Annotated in this window: 22 protein-coding genes; 10 read left to right on the top strand and 12 right to left on the bottom strand. The window is 69.1% G+C overall.

The genetic code is table 11. The features are described from left to right. The first annotated feature begins 41 nt into the window (after positions 1 to 41). Genes ACWDUM_RS07770 through ACWDUM_RS07790 form a run of 5 tightly spaced genes read left to right on the top strand, consistent with a single transcriptional unit; the run spans position 42 to position 7,407 of the window. Positions 42 to 1,616 carry an ABC transporter substrate-binding protein gene (locus ACWDUM_RS07770; RefSeq protein WP_450133518.1) on the top strand — a complete coding sequence of 525 codons (1,575 nt, stop codon included), beginning with the start codon at positions 42 to 44 and terminating at the stop codon, positions 1,614 to 1,616. 7 nt (positions 1,617 to 1,623) lie between these two features. Further along, entirely contained in the window at positions 1,624 to 2,583 is a 960-nt protein-coding gene (locus ACWDUM_RS07775) for an ABC transporter permease (RefSeq protein WP_450133519.1), read from the top strand. Further along, positions 2,580 to 3,449: an ABC transporter permease gene (locus tag ACWDUM_RS07780; protein ID WP_450133520.1), complete on the top strand. Its 870-nt coding sequence runs from the start codon at positions 2,580 to 2,582 to the stop codon at positions 3,447 to 3,449. Before ACWDUM_RS07775 ends, ACWDUM_RS07780 begins: the two co-directional genes overlap by 4 nt. Before the next feature lie 29 nt (positions 3,450 to 3,478). After that, entirely contained in the window at positions 3,479 to 5,137 is a 1,659-nt protein-coding gene (locus ACWDUM_RS07785; protein WP_450133521.1) for a dipeptide ABC transporter ATP-binding protein, read from the top strand. A gap of 44 nt (positions 5,138 to 5,181) precedes the next feature. Next, the gene (locus ACWDUM_RS07790) at positions 5,182 to 7,407 is read left to right on the top strand and encodes an arylsulfatase (protein ID WP_450133522.1); all 2,226 of its coding nucleotides are present in this window, start codon (positions 5,182 to 5,184) and stop codon (positions 7,405 to 7,407) included. A 70-nt stretch (positions 7,408 to 7,477) separates the two neighbouring features. Here the strand turns inward: ACWDUM_RS07790 and ACWDUM_RS07795 are convergent, their stop codons facing one another. From ACWDUM_RS07795 to ACWDUM_RS07805, 3 genes are all read right to left on the bottom strand, one after another. After that, positions 7,478 to 8,914 (bottom strand): FAD-dependent oxidoreductase, encoded by a 1,437-nt coding sequence (locus ACWDUM_RS07795; protein ID WP_450133523.1) that lies wholly within the window; start codon positions 8,912 to 8,914, stop codon positions 7,478 to 7,480. A gap of 240 nt (positions 8,915 to 9,154) precedes the next feature. Continuing rightward, on the bottom strand, positions 9,155 to 9,634 hold the full coding sequence (locus ACWDUM_RS07800; protein ID WP_450133524.1) for a pyridoxamine 5'-phosphate oxidase family protein: 480 nt from the start codon (positions 9,632 to 9,634) through the stop codon (positions 9,155 to 9,157). Positions 9,635 to 9,667: 33 nt separating this feature from the next. Beyond that, positions 9,668 to 10,447, bottom strand: a complete 780-nt coding sequence (locus ACWDUM_RS07805; protein ID WP_450133525.1) for an enoyl-CoA hydratase/isomerase family protein — start codon at positions 10,445 to 10,447, stop codon at positions 9,668 to 9,670. Positions 10,448 to 10,645: 198 nt separating this feature from the next. Here ACWDUM_RS07805 and ACWDUM_RS07810 point away from each other — a divergent pair, with 198 nt between their 5' ends. Beyond that, complete coding sequence (locus tag ACWDUM_RS07810; RefSeq protein WP_450133526.1) at positions 10,646 to 11,539, top strand: TIGR03619 family F420-dependent LLM class oxidoreductase; 894 nt, start codon at positions 10,646 to 10,648, stop codon at positions 11,537 to 11,539. Positions 11,540 to 11,658: 119 nt separating this feature from the next. On the opposite strand, the gene ACWDUM_RS07815 is transcribed toward ACWDUM_RS07810, so the two are convergent. The 5 genes from ACWDUM_RS07815 to ACWDUM_RS07835 are packed head-to-tail and all read right to left on the bottom strand — an operon-like array spanning position 11,659 to position 16,571. Continuing rightward, complete coding sequence (locus ACWDUM_RS07815; protein ID WP_450133527.1) at positions 11,659 to 12,378, bottom strand: alpha/beta fold hydrolase; 720 nt, start codon at positions 12,376 to 12,378, stop codon at positions 11,659 to 11,661. Between the two features lie 5 nt (positions 12,379 to 12,383). Further along, complete coding sequence (locus tag ACWDUM_RS07820) at positions 12,384 to 13,151, bottom strand: enoyl-CoA hydratase/isomerase family protein (protein ID WP_450133528.1); 768 nt, start codon at positions 13,149 to 13,151, stop codon at positions 12,384 to 12,386. 1 nt (position 13,152) lies between these two features. Further along, positions 13,153 to 14,241 (bottom strand): acyl-CoA dehydrogenase family protein, encoded by a 1,089-nt coding sequence (locus ACWDUM_RS07825; RefSeq protein ID WP_450133529.1) that lies wholly within the window; start codon positions 14,239 to 14,241, stop codon positions 13,153 to 13,155. Further along, positions 14,228 to 15,133 carry an acyl-CoA dehydrogenase family protein gene (locus tag ACWDUM_RS07830; RefSeq protein WP_450111837.1) on the bottom strand — a complete coding sequence of 302 codons (906 nt, stop codon included), beginning with the start codon at positions 15,131 to 15,133 and terminating at the stop codon, positions 14,228 to 14,230. Before ACWDUM_RS07830 ends, ACWDUM_RS07825 begins: the two co-directional genes overlap by 14 nt. Next, positions 15,111 to 16,571: a class I adenylate-forming enzyme family protein gene (locus tag ACWDUM_RS07835; protein ID WP_450133530.1), complete on the bottom strand. Its 1,461-nt coding sequence runs from the start codon at positions 16,569 to 16,571 to the stop codon at positions 15,111 to 15,113. Before ACWDUM_RS07835 ends, ACWDUM_RS07830 begins: the two co-directional genes overlap by 23 nt. A 75-nt stretch (positions 16,572 to 16,646) precedes the next feature. Between ACWDUM_RS07835 and ACWDUM_RS07840 the strand changes: the two genes are divergently transcribed. Continuing rightward, complete coding sequence (locus ACWDUM_RS07840; protein ID WP_450133531.1) at positions 16,647 to 17,672, top strand: 2Fe-2S iron-sulfur cluster-binding protein; 1,026 nt, start codon at positions 16,647 to 16,649, stop codon at positions 17,670 to 17,672. Between the two features lie 64 nt (positions 17,673 to 17,736). Here ACWDUM_RS07840 and ACWDUM_RS07845 read toward each other — a convergent pair whose 3' ends face one another. Further along, positions 17,737 to 19,365: an FAD-dependent oxidoreductase gene (locus ACWDUM_RS07845; RefSeq protein WP_450133532.1), complete on the bottom strand. Its 1,629-nt coding sequence runs from the start codon at positions 19,363 to 19,365 to the stop codon at positions 17,737 to 17,739. 239 nt (positions 19,366 to 19,604) lie between these two features. Beyond that, on the bottom strand, positions 19,605 to 20,144 hold the full coding sequence (locus ACWDUM_RS07850; protein WP_450133533.1) for a hypothetical protein: 540 nt from the start codon (positions 20,142 to 20,144) through the stop codon (positions 19,605 to 19,607). 328 nt (positions 20,145 to 20,472) lie between these two features. On the opposite strand from ACWDUM_RS07850, the gene ACWDUM_RS07855 reads away from it, so the two are divergent. From ACWDUM_RS07855 to ACWDUM_RS07865, 3 genes are read left to right on the top strand one after another with little or no spacing between them, the layout of a single operon-like run. Next, on the top strand, positions 20,473 to 21,741 hold the full coding sequence (locus ACWDUM_RS07855; protein WP_450133534.1) for a cytochrome P450: 1,269 nt from the start codon (positions 20,473 to 20,475) through the stop codon (positions 21,739 to 21,741). Positions 21,742 to 21,762: 21 nt separating this feature from the next. Then, positions 21,763 to 22,530 (top strand): SDR family NAD(P)-dependent oxidoreductase, encoded by a 768-nt coding sequence (locus ACWDUM_RS07860; RefSeq protein WP_450111831.1) that lies wholly within the window; start codon positions 21,763 to 21,765, stop codon positions 22,528 to 22,530. Beyond that, positions 22,530 to 22,721, top strand: a complete 192-nt coding sequence (locus tag ACWDUM_RS07865) for a ferredoxin (RefSeq protein ID WP_450133535.1) — start codon at positions 22,530 to 22,532, stop codon at positions 22,719 to 22,721. Before ACWDUM_RS07860 ends, ACWDUM_RS07865 begins: the two co-directional genes overlap by 1 nt. Before the next feature lie 108 nt (positions 22,722 to 22,829). On the opposite strand, the gene ACWDUM_RS07870 is transcribed toward ACWDUM_RS07865, so the two are convergent. Beyond that, a complete protein-coding gene (locus ACWDUM_RS07870; RefSeq protein WP_450133536.1) occupies positions 22,830 to 23,885 on the bottom strand; it encodes a CaiB/BaiF CoA transferase family protein in 1,056 nt (351 codons plus the stop codon). Then, positions 23,882 to 24,838, bottom strand: a complete 957-nt coding sequence (locus ACWDUM_RS07875) for an LLM class F420-dependent oxidoreductase (RefSeq protein WP_450133537.1) — start codon at positions 24,836 to 24,838, stop codon at positions 23,882 to 23,884. Before ACWDUM_RS07875 ends, ACWDUM_RS07870 begins: the two co-directional genes overlap by 4 nt. Positions 24,839 to 24,889 lie beyond the last annotated feature (51 nt).

Below are 24,889 nucleotides of genomic sequence, written 5' to 3' on the forward strand. Positions count from 1 at the left end.
TCGTGGCGGCCGGTGCCGCACCCTTCGAAAGGAACCCTCCCGTGTTCAGCCGCTCATCCTCCCGCCTGCGTCGCCCCGTGCTCGGTGCGATCGCGATGTCCCTCGCCGGTGCACTGGCCGTCGCGGGATGTAGCTCGGCGGTCGACCAGGCGGCGGCCGATGCCGGCGCCGAGGTCACCGAGGGCGGCGTCCTCCGGATCGGCGACGGCGGCGACCTGATCCCGGCCACGATCTACGCGGGCGCGCTCGCGCAGGCCACCGTCACCGGGCTGGTCTACGACACCCTGATCCGCTACCCGGCCGAGGGCCTAGACGCACAGCCGGATCTGGCGAAGTCCTGGGAAATCTCCCCCGACGGTCTGACGGTGCGGCTCGCACTGCGCGAAGGCGTGACGTTCCACGACGGCAGGCCGCTCACCTCCCAGGACGTCGAGTTCAGCCTCCGCAACTACGCCGACCCGCGCCGCGCCGGACAGCTTGCCCGCACCGCCGCGCTGATCAGCGCCTACGACACCACCGACCCGAACGCCATCGTGCTGACCCTGTCCCAGCCCGCCGCGAACCTGCTCGACCTTTTCGACATCGTGCCGATCATCGACCGCAACACGATCGCCGACTTCGAAACCGGCAAGGCGTACAACGGAACCGGGGCGTTCCGCTTCACCGGGTGGAAGCCCGGATCGTCGATCACCTTCGAGGCCAACAAGCAGTACTGGGACGGCGCACCCCACCTGGACGGCGTCGAGTACGTCATCGTCCCGGACGCCCAGACCCGTGTCTCGCAACTGCGCTCGGGTCAGCTCGACCTGCTGCTCACGGCATCGCCGCGGGACGCGGACCAACTCGCCTCGGATCCGAACTTCCAGGTGATCGACCAGCACGGTGTCGAACGCACCTGGTACGTCGGTGCGGATGTGGCGGCACCCGGGTTGAGCGATGTCCGCCTGCGCAAGGCAATCGCCTATGCCATCGATCGCGAGCGGATCCTCACCGACGTGTACCAGGGGCACGGTGACACCGGCAGTCTGCCGTGGCCCGAGTACTCCCCGGCGTACGACGCCGAGCTCGACAAGACCTACACGAAGGATCCGGAACGGGCGAAGGCTCTGGTCGCCGAGATCGGGACCGTCCCGGTCATTCCGATCTCCTACACCACCGGATCCACCGAATCCGAGGCGACCGCGCAGATCATCCAGGCGGATCTCGCTGCGGTGGGGATCCAGACGACGCTGACTCCACTGGACCAGGCGACGACCCTCAAGAACCTCATCGGCGGCACCTACGGCGGGCTGTGGATCACCGCCCACACCTACGCCCAGTACACCCCGGTGACGCTGCCGACCAGCGCGTACCCGTTCAACGCGAACAAGAACACCTCGAACTTCGTCGACCCGGACTACCAGCGCGCGGTCGAGACGGCGTGGAGGATCGTCGATCCGACCAGCGCCGAGGCGGAGGCCGCCTACCGGACGCTGAACACCGAACTGCTCGACAACGCCTTCGTGATCGGCCTGCACAACAGCGAGGCGCAGCTCGCGGCCGGCGCCGACGTCCACGGTGTCGAGTGGTCAAAGAAGGCCGAACTCGACCTGAGCAACGCCTATCTGGGCGGGTGATCCGGACATGGTGCGCTACACCCTGCAGCGGCTGCCGTCCGCGCTGATCGTCCTCGCCGTCGGATCGGTGGTGATCTTCACCCTGCTCCGCCTGGTGCCCGGTGATCCGGCCCTCGTGCTTGCCGGCCCGGACGCGTCCCCCGAGGCCCTTGCCGCGTTGCGAAACGATCTGGGCCTGAACGGATCCCAGATCGCCCAGTACTTCTCGTGGATCGGCGGGATACTCTCCTTCGACCTCGGCAAGTCGCTCATCATCGGCGGCGACATCGGTACCCTCCTGCTCGATGCGCTGGGCAACACCCTCGTCCTCGCGCTGTCGGCGCTGGTGCTCGCCATCGGCATCGCCTTCACCCTGAGCACCGTGTCGGTGATCGTGGACCGCAAGTGGCTCAATTCGGCGGTGACCGCGTTCGGCACGGTCGCGGTCGCGATCCCGAACTTCGTCACCGGCGCGATTCTCGTGGTGCTCTTCGGTGTGGTGTGGGCGGTGCTGCCCGCCGGCGGCATCCCCCGCAAGGGTTTCCTCGACGACCCGGGCATCTCGGTGCAGTACCTGGTGCTGCCCGCGCTCTGCCTGGCGCTGCCGATCGCGGCCGCGCTCACCCGGTTCCTCACCGAGGGTCTGCGCAGCCAGCTCGCCGAGCCGTACGTGACGACCGCACGGGCGCTGGGTATCTCGCGGCGCCGCATCGTCCTCACCCAGGCGCTGCCGAACGCGTTGCCCGCGACGATCACGGTGCTGGGCATCCAGATCGGCCACCTGCTCGGCGGCGCAGTCCTCGTCGAGGCAATCTTCGCCTGGCCCGGTCTCGGACAGCTGATCGAACGCGCGATCTCCAGCCGTGACTACCCGGTGGTCCAGGTGATGCTGCTGTTCTCCGTCGCCCTGTTCGTCGTCATCCAGCTGGTCACCGACCTCGTCAACGCGTGGCTCGATCCGCGAATCCGGCTGGGAGGTGGGGCATGAGCGCAGTAACCGACATCTCCCGCGCCGAGGACGACTCGACCGACGCCGATCGCGACAGCCGGTGGGCGGCCCTGCGCAGTGGACGCGGCCTGGTCGGCGTGATCCTCGTCGGCGTCGTCGTCCTCGCCGGCCTGCTCGCCCCGTTGCTCGCGCCTTACGCACCGGACCAGCAGATTCCCGGCGCCAGCCTCCAGGGACCGAGCGGCGAGCATCTGCTCGGCACCGATTCCGTCGGACGCGACGTGCTCTCCCGAACCCTGTACGGCATCCGGATCGATCTGCTGGTGATCTTCCTCGCGGTGCCGGTCGGCGCGGCGATCGGATCCCTGCTCGGCCTCGCCGCGACCCGCTTCGGCTGGCTCGACACCGCGATGCAGCGTTCCTTCGACCTGATCCTGGCGTTTCCGACGATCATCCTGGCGATCGCGCTGACGATGGTGATCGGCCCCGGGGTGTGGACGATCGCGGCCGTGATCGTGCTCGCAGAGGTCCCGGTGTTCGGCCGGCTCACCCGTACCTCCGTGCTGACGGTCAGGCAGGCCCCCTATGTGGAGGCGGCCCGGACGATCGGCGCCGACGAGAACTGGATCCTGCGCCGGCACGTGCTGCCGAACTGCCTGGAGCCGTTGACCGTCCAGCTGGCACTGGCGATGTCGGTGGGCGTGTTCATCGAAGGCGCGATGAGCTTCCTCGGCCTCGGTGTCACCCCGCCGACTCCCTCCCTGGGATCGCTGATCAAAGCGGGCACGCAGAACGCCTACCACTCGCCGGCCTTCGTCGTCGGGCCGCTGGCCGTGGTTCTGGTCCTCGTTCTCGGTCTGCTCCTGATCTCGCAAGCACTGGCCGCCCGGTCGCGCCAGCGGTGATCCCTCCACTGAAAGGCAAGGACCTTCCCGTGACCACAGCACTGCTCACCGTCCGTGGCCTGAACATCGACTTCGGCGGCGCTCGGCCCGCCGCCAAGGACATCTCCCTCGAAGTCGAGCGCGGCGAAATCGTCGCCCTGGTCGGCGAATCCGGCTCCGGCAAGTCGATGACGGCCCGAGCCGTCCTCGGCCTGCTGCCCGAGACCGCGACCGCGGGCGGCTCCATCCTGCTCGACGGCATCGAACTCCTCGGCGCGAGCGAGGTGGAACTCAATCGGGTGCGCGGCACCAAGGTGGCGCTGATCTTCCAGGAACCGCAGAGCGCCCTGAACCCGGTCCGCCGGATCGGATGGCAACTGCGCGAGGCGATCCGCGCGCACCGCACGATCTCCAGAGCCGACGCGCGGGCCGCGGCGATCGATCTGCTCGAGCAGGTCGAGATCCCGGACCCGGGGCGCCGGGTGGACTACTTCCCGCACCAACTCTCCGGCGGGCAGAAGCAGCGCGTCGCGATCGCGCTCGCGCTGGCGGGCGATCCCGACCTGCTGATCGCCGACGAACCGACGACCGCGCTCGACGTGACCGTGCAGGCGGAGATCCTCGCCCTGCTCGACCGGGTGCGTGCACGCACCGGGATGGGTGTCCTGCTCATCACCCACAACATGGGCGTGGTCGCACAGCACGCCGACCGTGTCGTGGTGTTGCGCGGCGGCGATGTCGTCGAAGCCGACAGCACGCATTCCCTGTTCGACTCCCCGACCCATCCGTACACCCGGGCGCTGCTCGCGGCGGTACCGCGGCTGCCCGAGAACTCGTCACCGATCGTCGCGGCGGCCGCGGGGCCGGCCGGTGGGTCCGTCCCCGCCGGGGACGTCGTGCTCGAGTTCGACCGGGTATCGGTCACCTTTCCCGCAACTCGCGGCAATTCCGCCTTCCCGGCGGTGGATTCGGTCGGTCTGACCGTCCGGCGCGGCGAGGTGCTCGGGCTCGTCGGCGAGTCCGGCTCCGGCAAGACCACCCTGGGCCGGGTGGCCGCCGGTCTGGTGTCGCCCACCGACGGCCGGGTGCTGGTCGAGGGCCAGGATCTGGCCACGGTCGGTTCCCGCCGGCTGCGTGAACTCCGCCGCGACGTGGCGGTCGTCCAGCAGGACCCCGCGACCTCGCTCGATCCCCGACTGTCGATCGCGGCGAGCATCCGCGAACCGCTCGACGTGCACCGAGTCGGCTCCCCCGTCGAGCGCCGCCGCCGAGTCCTCGACCTGCTCGACTCCGTCCGGCTGCCCGCAGCTTTCGCCGGCCGCCTGCCGCACCAGCTCTCGGGAGGTCAGCGCCAGCGGGTTGCCCTTGCGCGAGCTCTGGCCCTGCGTCCGCGTCTGCTGGTCGCGGACGAGCCCACGAGTGCGCTCGACGTCTCCGTCCAGGCCGAGGTCCTCGAACTGTTCGCCGAGATCCAGCGCGACCTCGGCTTCGCGTGCCTGTTCATCAGCCACGACCTCGCGGTCGTGCACCAGGTCGCGGATCGGGTGGCGGTGCTGCGCGCCGGGGCCGTGGTCGAGTCGGGCTCGGTCGAATCCGTCTTCGCCGCCCCGCGTGATCCGTACACCCGCGCCCTGGTCGACGCGGTGCCGGTCCCCGACCCGGCCCGGCGATCCGGCCGCACCGAGGGCCGTCGCCCCGTCGCGGTGTGACCGCCCACCCCTCCTCCGGTCTCGTGAAAGGACCCCCTCCGTCGATGACCACCACGAAGGCACCCGACGGCGCCCCCAACGTCGTCGTGATCCTGTTCGACGATCTCGGCTTCGGGCAGTTCGGTTGCTTCGGCTCCGACATCGCCACGCCGAACATCGACCGTCTCGCTCGGGGCGGACTGCGGTACAACCGATTCCACGTGACCGCGCTCTGCTCACCGACTCGCGCCGCACTGCTCACCGGGCGCAACCACCATTCCGTCGGCATGGGTTTCCTGTGCGACGTCCCCACCGACGACCCGGGCTACACCGGGAAGATCCCGGACTCGGCCGCCGCGCTGCCGCGGGTGCTCCGGGACGCCGGGTGGAACACCATGGCGGTCGGCAAGTGGCACCTGCTGCCCTCCGGTGAGAGGTCCTCCGCGGGACCATACGACCGCTGGCCGCTCGGGCTCGGATTCGAGCGCTACTACGGCTTCCTGCGCGGCGACGCGAACCACTGGGCGCCGGAACTGGTCCGCGACAACTCCTACGTCGATCCGCCTGCCGGGCCGGACGAGGGCTACCACCTGACCGAGGATCTCACCGACGAGGCGATCCGGATGGTGGTCAACCAGCAGCAGTCCGCACCGGGCAAACCCTTCTTCCTGTACTTCGCGCCGGGCGCCATGCACGCCCCCCATCACGTCGAGAAGTCCTGGGCCGACGCCTATTCCGGTCGCTTCGACCTCGGCTGGGACCGGTGGCGGGAGCAGGTCTTCGAGCGGCAGCTCGCCGAGGGTGTGGTCCCGGCGGGCACCACGCTGACCGAGCGGCCGTCCTGGGTGCCTGCATGGGACGACCTCACCGACGGCGAGCGGCGCCTCTACGCCCGCATGCACGAGGTGTACGCCGGATTCCTCACCCACACCGACGCCCAGATCGGCAGGCTCCTCGACACTCTCGACGATCTCGGAGTCACCGACAACACCCTGATCATGGTGATGTCGGACAACGGGGCGAGCGCGGAGGGCGGCGTCGCGGGCACCTACAACGAGCACCGTTTCACCCACCGCATCCGGGACGACCTCGCCGACAACCTGGACCGGCTCGACGACTGGGGTGGGGTCGACGGGTACCCGCACTACGCATGGGGCTGGGCGTGGGCCGGCAACACCCCGTTCCAGTTGTGGAAGCGGTACACCTGGCTCGGCGGTACCCGTGTTCCCCTGGTCGTGCACTGGCCGCGCGGCATCGCCGAATCCGGTTCGGTACGGACACAGTTCGCGCATGCGGTCGACATCGCCCCCACTGTGCTGGCGGCGTGCGGGGTCACCGCACCCGAGATCGTGGGCGGCGTGCCACAGCAGCCGGTGGATGGCGCGAGTCTGCTGGCGACATTCACCGATCCGGCCGCCCCGGCGCCCCGGTCCAGCCAGTACTTCGAGATGCTCGGATCCCGCTCCATCGTCGCCGACGGCTGGAAGGCCACAACCGACCACGTGTCCGCCGGGGTCCTGGACGAGGAGCTGCTGATGACCGGCAGCCGCGACTTCGCCGAGGACCGTTGGGCGTTGTTCCGGACGGACGAAGACTTCTCCGAGGCCCACGACGTCGCCGACGAGCATCCCGATGTCGTGCTCGATCTCGAGGCACAGTGGGAGCGCGAGGCCGAGCGGCACGGTGTCCGGCCTCTCGCGGACAACCTGGTCGCGCGCGTCGTCCGGGTCACGCCGCGCGCCTACCCGCCGGGTCCGTCGGTCACTCTGCGCCCGGCGGGCGGCGCGGTGTCCGACGAGGCGCTGCCCCGGCTACACGCCGGCGGCACCCTGCGGGCATCGGTGGAGGTCCCCGAAAACGGCTCCGCTGGTGTGCTGTTCGCGCTCGGTGACCACAACGGCGGGTTCGCCGCCTACGTCATCGACGGGACCGCCTCGCTCACCGTGGCCTCGGCGGGCGGCGAGATCACGGTGACCGCCCCCGAGCAGCTTCCACCGGGCAGTCACGAACTGTCCTGGCAGCTGGAGCCGCGCCCGGACGGCGGCCTGCGCATCGGCTACGCCCTCGACGGCCTGCCGGTGGCTGCCACCGACAGCCCGCACGCCCTGCCACACGCCTGGCAGCACGGGGGCACGTCGATCACCCTCGGCCACGACCGCGGACTTCCGGTCTCGGACCGCTACCGGCCGCCGTTCCCGTGGACCGGAACGCTGCACACGGTCACCGTCGAGACGCCCCGGCCCGCCCCGCTCGACGAGGCGGATCTGCGGATCGCGCTGCAGGTGGAGTAGTCCGCTGTCGGGGTAATGCGCAGCCCGAGTGCCGGTGATTCCGCCCGTGTGGCCGAACCACCGGCACTCGTCAGGCCCGGGACGCGGCGTCGCGGCCGGCCACCCGACCGAACGCGAGGGCGTCGGCGATGTGGAATCCGCCATCCTTGGTCCAGCTGTAGGTCGAGCTCACCTCGCCCGCCGCGTACAGGCCGTCGATGGCGACGCCGCGGGTGTCGACCACGCGGGCCCGGCCGTCGCGACGCGGTCCGCCGTTGCTCCACCCGAGGAGAGGGGTGACGTCGAGGACGTAGAAGGGCGCCTGCGACACCGCCCCGAGGGTCTGCGGATCGCGCCCGAAGTGATCGTCGGAGCCTGCCGCACAGGCCGCGTTGTATTGCGCGACCGTGGCCTCGAGCGTCGCGGCGTCCAGTCCGGCGACCTCGGCCAGCTCGGCGATCGAGTCCGCGCGCCGGATCCAGCCCTTCTCGATCTCCTCGCTGTTGTCCGAACTCCACCGAGTTCCCTTCATGAGCATGTTCCATCCGACCGGCAGGACATCGGGAGTGGGACTCAGCGGGCCGGCGGTGCGCATCTGCTCGTCGAAGATCAGACGGAACGAACGCAGCGGGAACAGTTCGTAGGCGCCGTTCCGGAGGATGTGCCCGTGCTTGGGGGCGGCCGTCTCGTCGACGAAGCGGCGGCCGTCCTCGGACACCCACAGGTAGTTGTGCGCGTTCCACAGCGCGAGGTAGTGGCCGAACTCGTCGTCGCCGCGCACACCGGTGATGGTCATCATGTTGCCCATGTGCCACAGGTCGGCGCCGACCGCCTGCGCCATGCGGTGACCGTCGCCGGTCGATGCGGGTGAGCCCCACAGCACGTGGTCCTCGACCCGCAGGTAATCGCGAACCATCGCGGGATCAGCCTGGAATCCGCCGGTGGCCAACACCACCCCGCCGCGTGCACCGATCCGACGCCGCCCCTCGGCGCCCTCGACCTCGACACCGACGACGGCACCGCCGTCGCTGATCAGCTCGACTGCCGCGGTCCCGAATCGGGTCTCGATGCCACGCTCGGCGACCGCGCCGCGCAGGAAGTCGTAGAGCAGCACATTGCCCATGCGGCCGCCGACGGTGTCCATGCCCGCGTAACAGTCGCTGCCGTCCAGCTCGAGATACTCCGGCTCCGTGTGATAGTCGGGGCTCAGCGCGACGTCGGCGCCGAGTTCCTCGAGCCATCGCGAGTTCTCGGCGGTCTCGGTGGCCCACGCCGCGACGACGTCATCGGCCACCGGGAAGGGCGCACTGAGCGAGTTCAGGAAGGTGCGCGCCCGTTCCGGGTCGCGGTTCACCCACCAACCGCCGCCGGAGACTCGCGTGTTCCCGCCCGCGGTGTCCGCGTCACACTTCTCGACGACCAGAACGCTCGCTCCCGATTGGTGCGCACCGAGAGCCGCAGCCGAACCCGCCGCCCCCGATCCGACGACGACCACATCGAATTCCTCATCGAAACCCGCAATGCCCACGTTCACCCCTCTCGACCCATGTGATCCACATCTCAACCATGATTCGCTGTGATGCAGGCCATTGTCGAGGAGTGGGATGCGGGGAGCGAGAGGCCTCCCACACAACGGGACACCGCACGGGCCGCCGGGACGCGGCCAGGCCGGACCAGACCTTCGACCGGGGTCTCGGCACGCGGGTCGACAGCCACCTGTCCGCGGGTTCGTTGCGCCGGTGGGTCATTCGGCCGAATCGACCGAGCGCTACCGGTCGCGCCGGATCTTGCGAAAGTCCCAGCTGACCACCCGTCGCGGCGTCACCCGCAGCCAGCCGTGCCTGCCGTCGGCGGCGAACTCGTCCCTGCCCTGGTACTTGCGGGCATACCGGCGTTCCGGGTCCGCGAGTTCCACGTTCGGTTCCGTCCCACGTGGGGTCTCACCGACGACATCCACAGTGCCCACGATCTCCACGCCGCGGAGCTCGCCGTACCCCTCGCCGCCGTCGACGACGACGGAGACCCGTGGGTCGCGGCTCAGGTCGGTCCAGCGCCGGCTGCGCACCAGCGAGTTGAGCCACAGGTACGTCCCGTCCCACACGAACCACAGCGGCGTCACGTGGGGCTGGCCGTCGCCGTCGACCGAGGCGACCCGGCAGGTCCGCTCCTCGGCCAGGAAGTCGTCGATCTCGACCGCGGTCATGGCGATGGCCCGACCGCGACGCTGTGTCCCCAGGCCAACCGGCATCGCAGGCTCCTCTCGATCGTTCCGGTCGCCGGGTCAACCGGGAAGATTGTCCGGCACCCAGTTCGGTTCACGCTTCTCCATGAAGGCACGCATGCCTTCTCGAGGCTCCGGCGACGTCTCGAGCGCGGCGTTCATGGTCTGGTAGTCGATCAGACCGTACCGCTCGTTGAGCATCCGCTTGACCTGCACCCGGGCCTCGGGCGCGGTCTGCAGCACCTCGCGGGCGGCGGTGAGCGCCGCCGTGCGCAGATCCTCGTGCGGCACCACCCGGGAGATGACACCGAGCCGCTGCGCCTCGGCGGCGTCGAACCGGCGGGCGGATAGCAGCAGATCCCGGGCGACCGCCATGCCGACATGGGCGGGCAGCGCGGCCGCGAACGTCGCGTCCGGGATGCCTCGCAGCAGCTCCGGCACTCGGAACGTCGCGCGGTCGCTGGCGACGGCGATGTCGGCCATCATCGCCACCAGCAGCCCGCCCGCCTGGCAGATGCCGTTGACGGCGGCGATCACCGGCGCCCGGCTGTCGCGAATGGTCAGGAACGGCAGGATGTCGTGCCCGAGCCCGTCCGGAAGCCGGTCCCCCGGCTCCGCGCGGCCGCCGAGATCACCGCCGGCCGCGAACACGTCGCCAGTGCCGGTGATGATCAGCGCCGCCAGATCCGGATCCGAGTTCACCAGGCGGACGGCACGTCTGAGTCCGTAGTACATCGCCGGTGTGAACGCGTTGCGGGCCGCCGGCCGGTCGATGACACACCAGCCGATCGGCCCCTGCCTTTCGAAGCGCAGCCCCGCGGCCCCCAGATCATCTCCCACACTTGACGACACAGCAGGTTCTCCGATTCCGGTCATTCCGTGACCTCCAGGGCGCAAGGCACTAGTCGCATTCGAGACCGAACCGACGTCAACCTATTGCCACACAATGTAAATCATGTTCTCTTGGGACACCACAGTCTTCCAACGTCCGTGGCAACCGCACGACGACCACGGCCAGGGTGAACGGATGTCCACGGCATGAAATTCTGGTGCGGTACCGCATTCATGAAGACGGCGGAGATGCCCACAGTGGCAAAGATGCTGGACGAGAACGGCTATCACGGCATGTTGGTCTCGGACCACCTCACGTACCCCCGACAGCTCACCACCCGATATCCGGCAAGCGCGGACGGAAAGCCGTACTGGCAGCCGGATACCGAGTGGCCGGATGCCTGGGTGCTCATCGGCGCCTTGGCCGCGGTGACCGAACGTCTCCGGTTCGGAAACAACGTGTACATCGCCCCCGCCCGACCGCTTCTCGAAGTGGCCAAGCAAGTCGGGACGGCGGCCGAACTGTCCGGGGGACGAGTCTCGATCGGACTGTCCGCCGGGTGGATGCGTGAGGAATTCGACATGATGGGGCAGGAATTCGACAATCGTGGCCGCCGCCTCGACGAGATGATCGAGGCGCTGCGGGCCCTGTGGAAGGGCGGGTGGGTCGCGTGGAAGGGGGAGCACTACGACATCCCCGAGCTGATGATCGAACCACATCCCCCGGCGCCGGTCCCCATTCTGTGCGGCGGAGAGTCCGCTCCCGCACTTCGGCGGGCGGCACGCCACTGCGACGGTTGGGTGGGCACCGCCTACACACTCGAGGATGCCGAACAGTGGATCGGGCGGATCAATCGGCTCCGCCGCGAGTACGGCCGCGACGGAGAACCTTTCGAGTTCGTCATGGGCCTTCGAGACAGGCCGTCGCCGGACCTGTACCGGCGAGCGGAGGACATCGGTGTCACCTCGGTGATGTGCAACCCGTGGGCGAACTGGGAACTCACCCACTCCGGTGACCACGACCACCTCAGGGCACCCGCCGAGCAGTACCGCGCCCCGATCGAAAAGTTCGCGGACGAGATCCTGTCCGTGTTCGGCTAGGGCGTGTCTCCCAATCCCTCTCGGACGCACCTGGCGAAACGGGGATTGGGAGACCTGCCTGGGCCGGCAGGTCGGGGCCTCGAATCTCGCGAGACCCCTACCCTCGGCGCCCAGAGCGGTCACCGGAGCGCGATCTCCAACAATGCGTCTGCGACGGCACGCGGCTCGGTGATCATCAGATCGTGTCCCGTGTCGATCTCCCAGAACCTGCCTTCCCGCCGAGCCTTGGCAACCAGGTCCGCATCACGTGTCGGCACGGTGGAGCTGCACACGATGTGCGACTGCGGAAGACCCCACACCGCTGCCTCGTTCGCGAGTTCGAGTGGCTGCTCGAAACAGCTCCAGGGGTGCGGCGTGAGGCGGTCCGCCATCCAGGCCAGAGTGTCGGGATCGGTTATTCCGTAGAACATTCCGGCCTCGGCGAATGGATGGAGTACCAACTCCACCCCGTTGACGACCCGGCTGTCGAACCTGGCCGCCGCCATGATCTCCCCTGCGACGTCGACCAGTGACTGTCCGTTGACCGGTGTCGCCGCGTCCAGGTACACGAGGTGACCAACCCGGTCCACGGTCCTGTCGGCAGCACCGGTGATGACCATACCCCCGTAACTGTGCCCCACCAGGATCACCTCGTGCAGGTCCTCGTAGTGCAGGACGGCGCCCACGTCCCGGATGTGGGTGTCCAGATCGACACCGGGTTCCAGAAGATGTGCACGCTCTCCGAGACCGGTCAGAGTCGGAGTGTGCACCTCGTGTCCCGCGGCCCGCAGGATTCGCGCGACCCGCTGATAGCACCACCCACCGTGACCCCCGCCGTGCACCAGCACGTACGTTGCCATGTCGGTCAGCTCTTGACCGTGGTCAGCCGGGCGATGTTGGCGCGGAAGTCCTCGGTCTGGAAGGACTGGTCCTCGGCGGCGTTCGCGTAGTCGAGCGATGCCAGGACGGCGCGTTCGATGTGCAGATTCAGCATCCGCTTGGTCGCCTCGACCGCCTGCTGCGGTTGAGTGGCGATCTTCTCGGCGCAGGCGAGCGCCTCGGCGAACGGGTCGGCGACCACGTGATTGGCCAGTCCCAGTTCCCGGGCCCGCTCCGCGGGGATGCGCGCGCCGGTCAGGGCGAACTCCTTCGCGAGGAGCAGGCTGATCTGCAGCGGCCAGGTGAGCGGTCCGCCGTCGGCGGCGACCAGACCGACCTGCACGTGCGGATCGGCCAGGTAGGCCTTGTCCGACATGTACACGATGTCGCTGAGCGCGACGAGACTGCAGCCCAGCCCGACCGCGGGCCCGTTGACCGCCGCGATCACCGGAATCCGGCACCGCGCCATGCCGAGCACGATGTCGCGGCCGTGTGCGATGGTCTTGGCCCTCAGGTCCGGATCCTCCGCCAGTTCGGCGAGGTACGCGAAGTCGCCGCCGGCGGAGAACGCCTTGCCGCTGCCGGTCAGCACCGCGGCACGCGCCCCGCGGTCCGCGCTCAGCTGCGGCCACAGCCGCGCCAGGCCGCTGTGCAGTTCGTCGTTGACGGCGTTGAGTGCGTCGGGCCGGTTCAGCGTGATGATCCGGAGCGAGCCCTCGGCGCGGACGTCGACTTCTGCGGGCATGTCGTACATGTCAGACTCCCAATCCGAGGATGCGTGAGGCGATGATGTTCTTCTGGATCTGCGAGGTCCCGCCCATGACGGACTGCGCGCGGCTGTAGAGGTAGGAGCCGAGCATCTCCTCGTCCCGGGTGCCGCCCACGGTCAGCGCCGCGTGCCCGACCGACTGGTCCACCCACGTCATGAGCAGCTTGTCGAGCGAACCCTCCGACCCGTGGGTGACCCCGTCGAGCTGTTCGGACAGGCGCCGGCGCACGTGCAGCCGGAGCATCTCCGATTGCACCGCGGCCCAGGCCAGTTCCTCCGGAACCCTGCCGTCGACCCGGGCCGCGAGCTGCCGGACCAGCTTGCCGTAGCGGGCGGCGTAGCCGAGGGTGGACGGCTCGCGTTCGTGCCCGACGACGGTCATCGCCAGCTTCCAGCCGTCACCGGGCGCGCCGACCATCTGATCGGCGGGCACCCGGGCACCTTCGAACAGGACCTGGCCGAACTCCTTGGTGACACCGCTGATCATCTTCAGTGGCCGCTGCTCGATGCCGGGCTGGTTCATCGGGACGATGAACCCGGAGATGCCCTTGTGCCGAGGCGCATCCGGGTCCGTGCGTGCCAGCAGCAGACACCAGTCCGCGACATCGGAGTAGCTGGTCCAGATCTTGTGGCCGTTGATGACGTAGTCGTCGCCGTCACGGGTGGCGGTCGTGGTCAGCGAGGCCAGATCGGAGCCGGCGCCGGGCTCGGAGAAGCCCTGGCACCAGCGTTCGGTTCCGTTGATCATGCCGGGCAGGAACCGGGCGGCCAGGTCCTTGCTGCCGTGGTGGCCGAGACCGGTGACGAGGTAGCCGAGGCTCGGTCGCGGCGGCGCCCCGGCGATCGCGAGTTCCTCGTCGAGGATCACGTCGTAGACGGGCGGAAGCTCCTGTCCGCCGTACTCCTTGGGCCACGACAGTCCGAAGAACCCGGCGCCGTACAGCGCCTGGTGCCACTCCCCCTGCCGCGCCCAGTACTCGTCCCCGGAGGTCGGGAACTTCTTTGCGTTGTCGGTCAGCCAGGCGCGCAACCGTTCCCGGAATGCGGCTTCGTCCGGCGAGTCACGAAAGTCCAAGGTCGATCTCCTCCAGGCTCACAGGGAACAGTTCGGTGGACGTCAGCGCCCGCCGCAGGTAGACGTGTTCGAGGCACTCCCAGGTGTTGCCGATGCCGCCGTGCACCTGAATGGCGCTCTCGCACACCGTGCGAGCGGCCCGGGCGGAGTAGAGCTTCGCGATCCGCGCGGCGCGCACCGCCTCGGCCGGCGGCAATTCGTCGACGGCCCAGGCCGCGTGCCGCAGCACACTCACCGATCCCTCGATCAGGGCCTCGCTCTCGGCGAGCAGGTGGGCCACCGCCTGGTACGACCCGATCGTCTTGCCGTACTGCTCACGCACCTTCACGTAGTCGCAGGCCGTCGCCTGCGCACCGCGGGACGTGCCGACCAGGTCGGCACAGGTGGCCACGAGGGCGAGCGCGTACCACCGCTGTCCGTCGTCCTCGGACACCTCCCCGAGGCGCTCGGACGGCACGGCGAGTTCGGCGAACTGTCGGGTCAGGTCGGCGGCGGGGGCCACCGCGCCGACCCCGGCGGAGGTGACGACGTTGTCCCGCAACGTGACCACGCTGTCGAGACCGCGAGCGTCGAAGGCCTCGCCGTTCACCCCGATCGCCCGCGACTGCTGACCGTCGGCAACGTGCCGGTAGAGGTCGTCGGCGAGGACGGGACCGAGGAACGGCACGTCGATCAGGCCACGGCCGAACTCTTCGGCCACGATCGCAACCTCCACGCCGGAGGCTCCGTCGGAGCGGAGGGACCGCCAGCCGGTGGTGTCGACCGTCTTCTCCAGCCGGGCGATCCTCGCCGCGTCGTCCAGATCCAGGACCGATCCCGGTCCGAGGTCGTCGGCCAGTTTGGCGGCCGCGTCACGCAGCTGCCGTTGTTCACTCGTCAGACGTACGTCCATGGCGCTCCTTGAGTTCTCGGCGCAGCACCTTGCCCGAAGGCAGGCGCGGGATTTCGGGCACTATCGCGATGCGGCTCAGCCGCTTGTAGGTGGCCAGCCGTTCGCCGGCGTACGCGATCAGCTCGGCCTCGTCGATGGCCCCGGCCGTCTCGACCGCGGCAACGATGGCCTCCCCGCTGACCGGATCAGGTACGCCGAACACTGCACAGTCCACGACGGCGGGATGACCGTGCAGGACGGCCTCGATCTCGGCCGGGGCAACCTGAAAACCCTTGACCTTGATCATTTCCTTGAGCCGGTCGGTGATCCGCAGCCAGCCGTCGGCGTCGAGATAGCCGACGTCGCCGGTCCGGTACCAGCCGTCGACGAACGCGTCGGCGGTCGCCTCGTCCGGCAGGTACCCGACCATCAGCGACTCGGACCGGGTCTGGATCTCGCCGATCTCGCCGGGGCCGACGGGCTGCCCGGATTCGAGGGACGCCACCCGGACCTCGACACCCGGCACGGGGCGGCCGACGCTGTCGAGTCTGGCGCGCTCGACGGGATTGCACGCGATGACCGGCAGTTCGCTGGCGCCGTAGGCCGGCATCCAGCCGACCCCGGTCCGCTGCGTGACCTGCTCGGCGACGCTCGGCGTGACCGGTGTTGCGCCCCACATGATGTAGCGCAGCGACGACAGGTCGTACGACTCGAGGTCCGGATGCGAGGCGATCGCCAGCGCGATGGGCGCGACGGCCATCTCCACCGTGATCCGGTCGGTCTCGATGTGATGCAGCATCCGGTCGAGGTCGAATCGCCGGTGCAGCCGGAGCCACGCCCCGCAGTCCAGCGCGGTCGCGATGTTCAGCAGGCCGAGGATGTGCGAGGGCGGCGTGACGATCTGCATCCGGTCCTTCGACGACAGGTCGAGCGCCTCCCGCCAGTGCCCGACCGCGGCGGCGAACGAGCCGAAGGTGTGCCGGACCGCCTTCGGCATCCCGGTGGTACCGGAACTGAAGACCAGGACGGCGTCCGCGTTCGGGTCGGGCTGCGGGAACGATCCGTGCTCGGGGACGATCGGTTCGTCGAGGTGCAGCATGGGGGCGAGCTCGCCGAGGACGGGGTTGTCCCCCACCGCGTAGGTGGGTTGCGAGACGGCCAGGGCGTGCTCGACCTCGTTGCGTTTCCAGGCCGGGCTGATCAGCACCACCGCGGCGCCGAGCCGCCAGATCGCCCTCACGGCCACCACGAACTCCGGCCGATTCGAGGACATCAGTGCGACCCGGTCGCCTGCGCGTACACCGCCGCGGGTCATCGTCGCGGCCAGTCCGTCGGCCAGCGCGTCGAGGTCGGCGAGCGTGTACTCCCGGTCCTCGAACGCGAGCACCGTCGGTCCCGTTTCCGCATCGTCCGGCCGAACCGCCACCGAGGCGTCGCCCGCGTTGTTCGAATTCGACATTGAGAAGATCCTATCTCGTCAGAGAGAATAGTATTCTCTGATTGCTAGAACCTTAATACCAGGAGGCTACGGTCCATGGCGAGACCCCCTTTGTTCCAGCGCGCGACCGTGACGCGGATCGTCAAGGAGTGCGCGGACGCACGTACGTACGTCCTCGCCCCGCACGACGGCCCGTTCTCCTACCAGGCCGGGCAGTTCTGCACGTTCAAGGTGCGCGTGGACGGCCAGGACCTGTACCGCTCCTACTCGATGTCGAGCGCCCCGGAAACCGATGACGAACTGATGACCACCGTCAAGCGGGTGCCCGGCGGCCGGGTGTCGAACTGGCTGCACGACAACCTCGTCGAGGGCGACGAGGTGGAACTGACCACCCCGGCAGGCACCTTCCTGTTGCAGCCGAGCGAGGCGCCGTTGCTCGGTTTCGCCGGCGGCAGCGGCATCACCCCGATCCTGGCCCTGGCGAAGAGCACCCTGGCCACCACGAACCGCCGGGTCCGGCTGCTGTGCGCGGACCGCGACGAGGCGTCGGTCATCTTCGAGTCGGTTCTCGCCGAACTCGTCGAGCGGTACCCCGACCGGCTGTCGGTGACCCGCCATCTCGACAATCGCGGCGGATTCCTCGACGCGGGTGCCGTGCGGGAGTTCGTCGGCGACGACGTGGCCGCGGACAGCTACCTGTGCGGCCCCGAGCCCTTCATGGCACTGGTCGAGTCCGCCCTCCCCGGTCCCGGGCGGGTGTTCAGCGAGAAGTTCGGCACCCCGGCGGAACCGGTGACCGCGGCCCCCGCGCCCGCCGCCGACGCCGACGCCGACGCGACATCGGCCCAGGGCACCGTGTCCGTCACCCTGGGACGCCAGAAGGTCGCGGTCCAGCGTCAGGACGGCGAGACCATCCTGGAGAGCGCCCGCCGCGGCGGCCTGACGCCGCCGTTCTCCTGCGAGGCCGGCAACTGCGGCACCTGCATCGCCACCCTCACCGAGGGCACCGCGACCATGCGGGTCAACGACGTGCTCAGCGACGGGGAGATCGCCGACGGTTACGTCCTGACCTGTCAGGCCGTCCCGGACTGCGCGGCGGTCACGGTGGTCTACGAGGACTGAGCCGGAACGAACGAGTCGGGGGCCACCGTCCGGTGGCCCCCGACTTCGTGTCCCCGCCTGCGTCTCATGCGTCCGGCTGGACACCCTTGACACGAGGGCGCCCCGCGGCCTTGCCCGCCGCCCGCTCGGCCGCGTCGACGGCCTGCCAGCGCGCCTTGTCGATCACGCCCGGCACCCGTCCGGTCACGAGCGCGGCAAGCGCGTCCCGGTCACCCTCGGGCGCAGTGAGCCTGCCTGCCTGGAAATCCTCCAGCAACGCGGCGACCGTCTCTTCGGAGTCCGTCCGGTTGGTGCCGATGACGCCGCGCGGACCCCTCTTGATCCATCCGGTGGCGTAGATCCCGTCCGCCCCCTCGACCCGGCCGCGGTCGTTCGGGAGGACGGCGCGCGCCTCGTCGAAGGGCAGTCCGTCGACCGGACGCCCGCGGTAGCCGACCGACCGGAGCACCAGCGCGGTTGGGATCGTCTCGATCTCCCCGGTCGGCACCGCGTTCAGATCCTCGTCAAGGGTGTTGCGCACCAGCGTGATCGACTCGACCCTGCCGTCACCGTGCAGTTCGGTGGGCGAGGCCAGGTATCGGAACACGATCCGCTTCCCTGCCCCCGAGCCGCCCGACGCTGCGTACTCGCGGGCGAGGTCCATCTTCAGCCGCACCGAGGGTTCCGCCTCCGGATCATCGACGATCGCCGCACTCGCCGCGTCCAACTCCAGTTCCGTCTCGTCGACGACGACGTCGACACCGGGCAGGTGCCCGAGCGCGAGGAACTCCGAGGTCGAGTACGCCGCCTGCGCCGGTCCCCGCCGACCGACCACGACAACCTCGCGGATGTTGCTGTCGCGCAGGGCCTTCAGTGCATGGTCGGCGATGTCGGTGCGCGCGAGCTCGTCCGGGTCCATCACCAGGATCCGGGCGACGTCGAGCGCGACGTTGCCGTTGCCGATGATCACCGCCCGTTCCGCGGTCAGGTCGAACTGCCGGTCCGCGTGGTCGGGATGGCCGTTGTACCAGGCCACGAACTCGGTTGCCGAATGGCTGCCGTCGAGGTCCTCGCCGGCAACGCCGAGACGCCGATCGCCGGGAGCGCCGACCGCGTAGACGACCGCATGGTGGTGTGCGCGCAGCTCGTCGAGGGTGACATCGGCGCCGATCTCGACGCCGAGGTGCATCCGCACCGCATCGGACCGGAACGCCGCCGAGAACCGGTCGGTGACCCCCTTCGTCTCGTGGTGATCCGGCGCGACGCCGTTGCGGATCAGACCCCACGGCGTGGGCAGGCGGTCGAAGATCTCGACCTCGACGTTGCCGTACCGGAGCAACTGCTCGGCCGCATAGCAGCCCGCCGGACCGGAACCGACGATCGCGACACGGAGCGTGCCGAGCTCCGCGGGCAGGCGGCGCGGCGCCGAGGGCGGGACGAGGAGGGAGTTGTCGAGCGGGTGCCTCTCGAAGTACGCGCGGTTGATGTCGGTGAACCGTTCCAGCGACGCCGGCAGGTCGAAATCGGAGTAGATCGCGTCCACCGGACAGGCCTCCGTGCACGCGCCGCAGTCGATGCAGGTGTCCGCGTCGATGTAGAGCATCTCGGTGGTGCCGAAATCGGGGTCGTCCGGCCGGGGACGGATGCAGTCGACCGGGCACTCGGGAACGCAACTGGCGTCGTTGCAGCAACGCTGCGTGATAACGAAGGTCATGGGAAATCCTGGGCATCTCGGAAGGATCAGCATCGCGACTCGAACGGCTGCGGTCCGCCTTCCACAACGGCGTACCGCGCTGCCTCACCAATCGCGAGAATGACGTTTCTGATATTGTAGAACATTGTTTTCACCCGAACAACGGACAAACCGGGCGCAAAGCCGTGCACCGATCACTGGTCGACGAGACCGCTGGAATCCGCTTCCGTTCCGGCCGTATCGATCTGGCGCCGACGCCCTCAGCTGGCGGACGCCAGACCCACATCGCCCGGACCACGACGCAGATCTGTCCAGATCGACTCCGTCACCCCCGCCGCTGCGACCGACTCCGACGCCGCGGCGAGGGCCCGACCCTTGAACGCCCGAGCGGCACCGCTGAGCCGATGCTCCCCCGGCCGGAACCACTCATCCAGATCCCCCGACCACGCCTCACCCCACATGCTGATGCTCATGTCACCTTGCTTCTCGAGGAGTCCCAGCAGACCACTTCGCACCCGCTCGTCGCTGACGAACAAGTCCACCGACACGGCCAGCTCGTGCGGATGCGGACCTGCCGGCGTCGCGAGCGCCGCATCCAGATCCAGTGTTCGAACACCGAGAATCTGAAACGGACGAAGATCCGGATGGTCGGCGACGACGGCCGTGACATCCCAACCCGAGGTCACCCGATCGAACATCCACCCACCGGCCAGTCGCACCACATCGCGCACACTCGGCCCGAACACCACCAGTCGCTTCCTGAGGCTGTGCTGACGGGCGTGCGCCGTCGACTGAGCCACCGAATGAACACGGTCGAGACCTCGTCGCGAGGTGACGATCGATCGAGCAGCCATCATGTCTCCGTTTCTCCGAGGAAGCGCGAGCCTTCAGCCACCGGCAGTAACCGGGTTACCGCAGGAAGGTAGCAAGGCGCCCCACCCGCGGCAAGGAAATCCACGAAGTTGGGGAACGCCGAGGCAAAGGGCGGGCCGCGCGGACCGTCACCGCGCCTCGGCGCCGCGAATGTGTCCTTGACCACATACCGGCGCTGGTGCTAAGCATGTGCCCAACAAATGCTGATCGAGTGCTCAGCATTGGGGGTTCGTAGACACTTCACAGGAGGCTGCGGTGACCGACTTCGAAACGATCGACTACTTCACGGATCCGTCCCTGGTACCGGATCCACACCCCTACTACGACCATCTGAGATCCAAATGTCCGGTGACGCGACTGCCGGTGTACAACGTGATCGCGGTGACCGGATACGAGGAGGCCGCCGAGATCTTCCGCGACGCGGACACCTTCTCCAACATCATCGCGCCGATCGGGCCGTTCCCCCCGCTGCCGTTCGAGCCGGAGGGCGACGACATCAGCGCCCAGATCGAGGCGCATCGCAGCGAGTTCCCGATGTCCGAGCACCTGGTCACCTTCGACCCGCCGCAGCACCAGCGCACCCGGTCGCTACTAGGAAAGCTGTTGACGCCGAGGAGGATCCAGGAGAACGAAGAATTCCTGTGGGGCCTGGCCGACCGGCAGATGGACGAGTTTCTCGCCAACGGCCGGTGCGAACTGATGAAGGAGTACGCACAGCCATTCGCGCTGCTGACGATCGCGGACCTGCTCGGTGTGCCGGTCGAGGACCGCGAAGCGTTCCGCATCCACCTCGGCGCGCAGAAGCCCGGCGCGATGAGCGAGGAAAACGCGCTCGCGCACAACCCGCTGGAGTTCCTCGACGGCAAGTTCAGCGCCTATCTCGAGGACCGCCGTAACTCCCCCCAGGGCGACGTCCTCACCAGCCTCGCCGAGTCCACCTACCCCGACGGCTCGATGCCTGAGGTGATCGAACTGGTCCGCCTGGCGACCTTCCTGTTCGGCGCCGGCCAGGACACCACCGCCCGGCTGATCACCGCCTCGCTGCAGAAGATCGGCGACGACCAGCAGTTGCAGAAGCAGTTGAGGGAGGACCGGTCCCGCATCCCGAATTTCGTCGAGGAGATGCTGCGGATGGAGGGCACCGTCAAGAGCGACTTCCGGCTGGCCCGCCGCACCACCACCGTCGCCGGGGTCGAGATCCCGGCCGGCACCACCGTGATGATCAATCCCGGTGCCGTGAACCGGGATCCGCGCCGCTTCGAGGATCCGCACGAGTTCGATGCCGACCGGCACAACGCCCGCGAGCACCTCGCCTTCGGCCGGGGCATCCACTCCTGCCCCGGTGGTCCGCTGAGCCGCACCGAAGCCCGCATCACGATCGAGCGCTTCCTCGACCGCACCGAGGACATCCGGATCTCCGAGGAGCACCACGGCCCCGCCGGCTCCCGCCGCTACACCTACGAACCGACCTACATTCTGCGTGGCCTGACCGAACTCCACCTCGAGTTCACGCCCGTTTCCTGATCCGCCCCACGAGAGGACCTCATGAGCACCGACAACACCGCGGCGGCCGGCCGCGTTGCCGTGATCACCGGCGGCGCTTCGGGTATCGGCCTGGCCGTCGCCCGTCACCTCGGGGAGGCCGGACACCCGGTCGCCCTGTTCGATCTACCCGGCGAGACCCTGCAGCAGGCCGCCGAGGGCCTCCGCGGCGACGGGATCACCGCACTGGCCTGCGAGGTGGACGTCACCGACCGCGGCGCCGTCGACAAGGCGATGGATCAGGTGCGCGGCGAGCTCGGACCCGTGCGCATCATGGTCACCAGCGCCGGCATCGAGACCACCGCGCCGTTCGGCGACATCGCCGCCGACGACTGGGAGCGGGTCCTCGCCGTCAACCTGACCGGCACGTTCCACAGTGTGCAGTCGGCGCTTCCGGACATGAAGGAGAGCGGTTGGGGCCGGATCGTCACGATCTCGTCCTCGAGCGCCCAGTCCGGCGCCCCCGACCGCGCGCACTACGTCGCATCCAAGGGTGGCGTCATCGCGCTGACCAAGGCGCTGTCGTTCGAGCTGGCACCGCTCGGCATCACCGCCAACACCATCCCGCCGTCGATCATCGACACCCCGATGGCGCGCGAAGGGGCGAAGCACGACGCGATGATCAACCTCGACGCACTGGCGTCGATGACGCCGGTCCGGCGGATCGGCACCCCGGACGACGTCGCCGCTGCCACCGCGTTCCTGTGCACGGACGCCGCCGGATTCATCACCGGCCAGGTCATCGGCGTCAACGGCGGCTGGTACCTCTGATGCGCGTCGTCGCCGACTTCGAGCGGTGCGAGGCCAACGCGATCTGCGTCGGGTTGGCCCCCGACATCTTCGACCTGAACAACGACGAAGAACTCTCGGTGGCGCCCGGACCGGTTCCCGCTCACCTCGAGCGGGCCGTCCGGGACTCCGTCAACCAGTGTCCCCGAGCGGCCCTTCGCGAGATCGGGTAGCACTGCGACCAACGGACACGAGAGCAGCTGAGCCACAACACGATGCGGGGCCTGCCGGACGACGATCGTCCGGCGGGCCCCGCACTTCGTGTTCATGCGCTGGGAGGCTCAGGCCCGGGTCGGCACCTCACCGTGCTCGCCGAGGCGCGGTGGCGGTCCGTACTCCGGCTCGAAACCCTCGACCCGGATGGGGCTTCCGATCAGTCTGAAGTCCCCGGCGCTCACCACGACCTCCGGCGTCTCCGCCAGCGCCTCCGGCAGCGTCCGCACCGCCGCCGCCGGAACCCCCAGCGGCCGCAGGCGTTTCTCCCAGCCGAGCGCGGTGTCGGCGGCCAGGGCGGCGGTCACCACGGCCAGCACCTCGTCCCTCCGCTGCGCGCGTTCGGCCATGGTGGGGAATCCGTCGATCCCGGCCTCCGCAGAGAACGACCGCCAGAACCCGTCGTGGGTGACGAACAGGGCCAGGTGACCCTCGGCGGTCGGAAACAGCTGCGCCGGAACATAGTAGGAATGCGCACCGTTGGCCATTCGCTTCGGTGTCGTTCCCTCGTTCAGGTATGCCGAAGCGCGGTAGTTCAGTTGGGACAGCATGACGTCGCGCAGCGACACGTCCACCTGCCCGCCGCGACCGGACACGATCTGTGCGAGCAGGCCGAGTGCGGTGGTGAGACCGGTGGAGTTGTCGGCCGCCGAGTAGCCGGGCAGCGTCGGCGGGCCGTCCGGGTCACCGGTCAGTGCGGCGACGCCGGTCTGCGCCTGGATGACGTAGTCGAATGCCGGGTCGTCGCCGGCGTCGAGTCCGTATCCGGTGAGGGCGACACAGACGATCTTCTCGTTCCACCGGCGCAGGGACCCGTAGTCGAGCCCGTACTTGCGGATCGCCGACGGCTTGAGGTTGACGATCAGGCCGTGCGACTGCGCGGCGAGTTCGCCGAGCCGGCGTTGTCCCTCGTCGGTGCCGAGGTCGAGGCAGATGCTTCGCTTGCCCCGATTGAGGCTGGCGAAGTAGGCGTCGCTCACCTGCCGGGAGAGATCGCCGGTCGGCGGCTCGATCTTGGTGACCTCGGCGCCGAGGTCGGCGAGCATCATGGTCGCGTACGGCCCGGCCAGGATGTGCCCCACCTCGAGGATCCTGATACCCGACAGCGGGCCCGCCGTCGTCATCGGAGGTCCTTGACCAACTCCGCCACCACTTCCCGGGTCCGGTACTTGGATGCGACGAGCTCGTCCCGGGTGTCACCGATCGGCAGCAACCGCATCGAGATGTCGGTGGCGCCCGCCTCCGCGTACCGACGGAAGCCGGCCATGATGGCCTCCTCGTCCCCCGCGATGCACAGGTCGCCGACGTCCCGGACATCCCCGTGGTCGAGCAGACGCTGGTAGTTCGGCGAGACCTCGGCCTCCGCGAGGATACGGTTCGCGCGTTCACGGGCGGTGTCGACCTCGGACGGCCGGCACAGGCACACCGGCAGCCCGGCGACGATGCGCGGCGCCGGGCGGCCGACGTCGGCGGCGGCCTTGGTGATCTTGGGCGCGATGTGGTCGGCGATCGCGCGGTCGTCCGCCATCCACAGCACGGTGCCGTCGGCGCGCTCACCGGCGATCTTGAGCATGACCGGCCCAAGGGCCGCGACGAACACCGGCATCGGGGCCACCGGCGGCAGGTCGAGCGGATTGTGCACGGCGAAGGTGCCGTTCTCGACGTCGACGCTGCCCGATCCCGCCAGCGCGGCGTTCAGGACCTCGAGGTAGTCGCGGGTGTACCCCGCCGGCTTCTCGTAGGGCAGGCCGAGCATGTCCTGCACGATCCAATGGTGCGAGGGCCCGACGCCGAGGGACAGCCGGCCACCGATGGCGGCGTGCACGGACAGCGCCTGACGCGCCAGCGCGATCGGGTGCTGCGCCTGCAACGGCACCACCGCGGTTCCGATCTCGATCGTCGAGGTCCGTGCACCCATCAGCGCGACGGCCGTCAACGCGTCGAAATCGTTGGGCACCTGCGGCACCCACACCGTGTCCAACCCCGCGGATTCCGCCCACTCCACGTCGGCCATCATCCGGGCGACCTTGCGCGCGGAGTCCCCCCGCTCCGGCCCGACCATCACACCGATCCGCACGTTACCTCCAGGTTTGACGAGATGAATTGTCTTGCACTGCGCGAAACCACC

The sequence above is a fragment of the Rhodococcus sp. NPDC003322 genome, assembly GCF_053589555.1.